The following is a 5,202-nucleotide window of genomic DNA, read 5'->3' on the forward strand; positions in this document are numbered from 1 at the left end:
TCACGAAAAAAGAGCGAATTGCTACGAAGACCTAAACTGTGTATTGAAATTAAAAGAATTGGTGATTTAAGAATATTTTTATGCGTGGAAATTACTTGGTATCTTTATTATTGCGTATTCTTTACAAATAATTCTTGGGATTCGATGATTTCTGAAGAACAAAAAAACACTTTAAAAACTGCTTTTAATAATCCTTATTGGACAAATAGAATTAGCAGTCATGCATGGAAGAATTGGTACGTTTGGGGTAGATATTTGCCAAATTTCAAAAAAGAGCTCAATTTCAAGGAATTATCAGAACTATATCCGGAATTGTACGATGCAGTTAGATATAAACAAATTATGGACACAATCTACAAAGAATTTGATGATAATGTGGAAAGTATTATCAACACTGGTTTTCCTAAAGACCCATCTAACATTGTAACGTGGCAATAGAATATATTTGTATATTCCCAAAGGATCTCATAACTGAGGTCCTTTTTTATTTTCAGGAGTTTCAAAATGAACGACAGCACCATCAGGCTTTCTGCCGATACGTCGGCTCTGACGGATTCCCTCTCCAAAATTGCCGAAGAGATGACAATCATGAAGGAATCACCGCCCAATCTCTGAAGTTCTTGAATATCCCACCACCGAGTTTAACTACTGGGCGGTGGTATTTCAGGAGGAATACTATGAGGCTCATCCGAAAGAAAGGTACAAAGCCGGAATGACGGAGAGCGATTGCGCAAAAGAGATTGAAAAATTCCGAAGAGTAATGAAATGATTATGATAAGTATATAACAGTATATATAAATGTCTTATGTTAATCTAAATCTATTATTTATAGACGTATAATTACATTCAGGATAAAAATAAAAATGAAAATAAAAATGAAAATTAAATTATTTTTAAGTGCTGCTATATGCTTATCTTTATCAAATATCACATTTGCGAATGATGATTTACTTTTGTGTGCTACTAAAATCCAAGCAGAATTATATACTGAAGCAATTCCATATTGTGAAAAAGCATGTAATCTGAATGATGGTTTAGGTTGCGGCGTCTTAGGAGAATTATTCGACGAAGGTCGAGGTGTAAGACAGAACTATCAGCAGGCTAAAATCTACTACGAAAAAGCATGTAATCTGAATGAAGGTTTGAGTTGCTCCAACTTAGGTTTTTTGTACGATAAAGGTCTTGGATTAAGACAGGATATGAGTGTAGCTGTAAGCTATTTTGAAAAAGGTTGTAACCTAAATGAAGGAATTTCCTGTAAGAATTTAGGAATTTCGTTCGAATATGGCCAAGGCGTAAGACAGAACAGAACTACAGCAAAAGAATATTACGGAAAAGCATGTGATTTAGGTAAGCAGGAATGCTGCGATGCATACCGCAAACTGAACGAGCAGGGGTATTAACCTCCGTATATATTTCAATATAACCAATGAAGGGTCTCTTATGAGACCCTTTTTTTATTTTCAGGAGTTTCAAAATGAACGACAGCACCATCAGGCTTTCTGCCGACACGTCTGCTCTGACCGATGCGCTAAGCCAAATTGCCGAAGAAATGACGGCCATGAAGGACGCTGTTTCCTCCTCTGCTACGGCTATGGGCGCAAACCTTGATGCCTCCGCCAAACAGGCAGAAGCCACCAATGCAGCTATCCACGGACTTGATTGTAGGTCGTCAATTTATTTGATATTTGATCTCGGTTTCGTCACATTGACGCTATCAAAAATCGTCAAATTGTTTGAACGCTTCTGTTCATTCATTCTGATTCTTTTTTCTTCAAATTATTAGGATGCAAAATCATCATATTTACAGCATGCTTCTGTTCACTGTTGTTGAGCTTATATTCTTCACTTTATCAGCACTAAAAATCATCAAATTGTTTGCACGTTTCTGTGCAGTGTTGGAGATTGTTTTTTCTTCAATTTATCTGCTCTTCTTTTTGTCAGAATGTGTGCATCGCGTTATTCATATCAGCAGATCCGGGTATAAAAAACCCCGTCAAGGACGGGGCTTATAAGTAACGGCGGATACCGGAAGAAAGCCTGAGTTAGCCCAGTATCAGTTCTTCGTGAGCCTTTCTGACAGTTTCAGCTGTTATGATTTGAGAACCCTCGGCATTGCCGACGTTCAGACATGCGTTGCAAATTCTGTTAACCATACGTGGTGCACCTTCAGAGTAATTGGTTATGGCTTCAAGGGCCTCAGGAGCGAATACGTCTTTGATACATCCGGCACCTTTGAGCTTGTCGAGTACGTACTGTCTGGTTTCGTCCTTGCTCATTCCTTCAATATTGAAGTTCATAATAATGCGCTGGCGCATAGCTTCATGAACGGAGTAATTGAGCATTGAGTTAAGCTTTGTGGTTCCGACGAGGATGACTACAGCCTTGTCTCTTGAATCCATTTCAAAGTTAAACAGGACCTTCAGGTCGGAAAGAGTTGAACTTCTGATGCTGTCGGCTTCATCGATGATAAAGACCGGGGTCTTGCGGTTTTCAGAGTACAGTCGTTCAATCTCCTCCTTGATTGCATCAATATTCTCATGTTTCCTGGACTTCGGTTCAAGTCCGATGATAGTAGCCATATTACGGTAAAATTCAGCATCAGAGAGATTGGCAAGAGGGGTATATACAACCTTGTACAAAGAGGGGTTAAGACCTTTGGACCATATTCTGACAGCAGTTGATTTTCCTTTACCGGGAGTTCCCGTGAGTAGCCCGAAGCCTTTAATACTGAGTATATAATTCAGTCTGGCAACAGCTTCATTGTATTCCTTGAAAGAGACAATAATGTCAGCGGAGTTTTTGATAAACGGATTGAACTCCAGTCCGTATCTGGTATTTAAATCCATACTATTCGTTTTATCCTATATTGTTGTTAGCAGTTGAAGAGGTGGTACCTGAAGCAGATTGTCCTGCGGCAGCCTGTCCTGAAACAGGTGATTCTGCAGCAGGACTGCTGATGTAAACTTTGCGTTTCACCCGGCTGTTCTCGTGCTTGTTCAGGAGTTTTACCGGAGTCAGGGTATTTCCCTCATTTTCTACGATGTAGACATCCGATAAATCAGCAGTATATCGAAGAGTAACCTTCTTTCTGCAGTACTGATTGTCAACTTCAAACATGCGATTACTGATAGATACCAGCCCGTCTCTGGTAACCCTGCGCTCAATTTCCATCAGGAAGTTTCTGCTGATAGAATCATCAGAGAGTTTTCTGATGAGTGAAGATTCTTTGAAGAAACGGTCCTGCGGGGTTCGGTACTCAAGGGATGAATGCGGGGTATTGTTATACTTGTTAACATACTTGAACAAATCGTTTCTTACATCCTCCAAACTGTGAAAATTGGAAGGATTAAACTCTGCAAGCCATTGAATTTTCATGGTTTTGAAGAACCTTTCAATTTTCGCTTTGCTGGTTGGCGTATACGGTTTGTTCCAATGAATTCTGGAGCCTATTCTTGCCGCCAGCAGTTCAACCTGTCTGTTCTTGTAGGTTGAGCCGTTATCGAAATTAAAAACTCTAGGAACACCGTGCTTGGCAACGGCTGATTTTACGACTCCGAGAAAATTTTCGTAGTTGTCGTTAAGAAAGGCATTGATGCCGACAATGTACCGGCTTGCATCGTCTATGAGTGCCTGAATCCATATTTTACGCTTAACCCCGTCTATAGTTATGTACGGACCGACACTGGAATCTCCACACCATACCTCATTGATATGTTCCATCTCGTATCTTTTCATTTCCTGGATTTCAGTCGGAACGTCAAGTTTATCTTTGATAGTGTTGACACAGCGGTTGATGGTCGACAGTGAGATTTGCTCCTGATTGATGAACCCCTTGTTTATCAGCCTTTTCCTGATTGCTGTTGCAGATATTCGCGGGTACTGCTTCTTGATTTCCATTATCTGCTTGTATATTTCATCGTCAATCTTTCTGAAACTCTTGCAATCAGACCGCTTTTGCGGTTTCAGACCGTCCAGCCCGAGCTTCTGATAGATTCGGTACCATCTGGTTATAGTTGGTACTGCGAAATATCTCCTGGTTCCGCTGTTACGGTCTTCAACACCTTTTTCTGATGCGCTTTCAATTATTTCTTTCTTGCTGCGCAAATCATCCACAGACTGATTGACTGCATCGATAATGCAGGCATATCTCATCATCATAATATTTTCTGCCTCTGTCTTATTCATAGGGCTTCCTGTTTAAAATTTACTCTATTTATCCTTCCTGCAGTCGTTTTTGCTCTTTCAAACGGTATTGTTCTGCAGTTGCGCGGCAGTATAGAACTTTGCCTATAAAGAAGCCCTTTTTGCTATGTGGTTTTTAGAATTTTAAAACAGGTGCGATCTCTCATCTGCATGAAATGGCGAAAAAATGAATCAAGACAGAGAACTGCAGATGAGGCAAAATCCGTAAAAAATGACGAAAGAGAAAGACGCAGTGACTGCATACGTGCTTTCCAGTTTGACTTACAAATCGTTCTCGTCAACTAAACCTCCCACCTTCTCCAGAATGCTGCTGACTGGACAGTTTGACTCGAAGTTGCTGAGAACAGTAAGAACAATGTCCTTTCCGGCCCTGGCATACGGGATCATCTCCATCAGCAGTATGGCATGTGTCTTTCCGCAGGCACTGCATCTGACCCGGAGAATTTTAAGTCTTATCTCCTCCCTGCCGTTCAATGCTTTATAGCCTCGTTCATAATATCCGTGTTTTTCCAGTACTCCGCCTTCACAGCATGGTGATTTTATAAGTTTCTGACCGTTAAACAGCTTTGAGATAAGCTGATCGTATTTTTCTTGAGTTAACTCTTCTATTTGATCGTGTATCAGTGTTATCATGGTACTGTTTTGGAGTTCGATAAACCGCGAACAATAGAAAAAGGCAGTGACTGCGAATCACTGCCTTTTTCTATTTCACATAAATCCCCGTGCTTGAAGGGAATTCAATCCCTTGACCTCAGACAATACCGTTCTAAAAATCAGCGCGTCTTCGGACATGCAATCACGTGATGCCAATTATACTATTATTTTAGCTTAAAATTTGAACAATTTAGTTTTAGGAATTTGTCGGTTTAAAAATTAAACAGATCAAAATCGTTGCACAGCGATTGAGAAAATTTCGTCACTTTCGGAGATCCGGCCGGATCAATCAAAATGAATAAAACCAGGGTGAAATGAGATCATATAAAATGGCAGTCTACA

General features: G+C 40.1%; 6 protein-coding genes. 3 read left to right on the forward strand and 3 right to left on the reverse strand.

All coding sequences use genetic code 11. From position 1 onward, the window contains the following. The 3 genes from QZU45_RS11905 to QZU45_RS11915 all read left to right on the forward strand — a co-directional run. On the forward strand, positions 1 to 438 hold a 438-nt coding region (locus QZU45_RS11905), incomplete at its 5' end, for a hypothetical protein (RefSeq protein ID WP_295355576.1). 437 nt (positions 439 to 875) lie between these two features. After that, on the forward strand, positions 876 to 1,403 hold the full coding sequence (locus tag QZU45_RS11910) for a tetratricopeptide repeat protein (RefSeq protein WP_295355578.1): 528 nt from the start codon (positions 876 to 878) through the stop codon (positions 1,401 to 1,403). A 74-nt stretch (positions 1,404 to 1,477) separates the two neighbouring features. Continuing rightward, the gene (locus QZU45_RS11915; protein WP_295355580.1) at positions 1,478 to 1,786 is read left to right on the forward strand and encodes a hypothetical protein; all 309 of its coding nucleotides are present in this window, start codon (positions 1,478 to 1,480) and stop codon (positions 1,784 to 1,786) included. 259 nt (positions 1,787 to 2,045) lie between these two features. Here QZU45_RS11915 and QZU45_RS11920 read toward each other — a convergent pair whose 3' ends face one another. From QZU45_RS11920 to QZU45_RS11930, 3 genes are all read right to left on the reverse strand, one after another. Continuing rightward, positions 2,046 to 2,849 carry an AAA family ATPase gene (locus QZU45_RS11920; protein ID WP_295355582.1) on the reverse strand — a complete coding sequence of 268 codons (804 nt, stop codon included), beginning with the start codon at positions 2,847 to 2,849 and terminating at the stop codon, positions 2,046 to 2,048. 10 nt (positions 2,850 to 2,859) lie between these two features. Continuing rightward, positions 2,860 to 4,188 carry a DDE-type integrase/transposase/recombinase gene (locus QZU45_RS11925; RefSeq protein WP_295355584.1) on the reverse strand — a complete coding sequence of 443 codons (1,329 nt, stop codon included), beginning with the start codon at positions 4,186 to 4,188 and terminating at the stop codon, positions 2,860 to 2,862. A 279-nt stretch (positions 4,189 to 4,467) separates the two neighbouring features. Beyond that, positions 4,468 to 4,839 (reverse strand): DUF6431 domain-containing protein, encoded by a 372-nt coding sequence (locus QZU45_RS11930; RefSeq protein WP_295355586.1) that lies wholly within the window; start codon positions 4,837 to 4,839, stop codon positions 4,468 to 4,470. Positions 4,840 to 5,202 lie beyond the last annotated feature (363 nt).

This window comes from uncultured Succinivibrio sp. (assembly GCF_902756765.1).
In the GTDB taxonomy this organism is placed as follows: Bacteria; Pseudomonadota; Gammaproteobacteria; order Enterobacterales; family Succinivibrionaceae; genus Succinivibrio.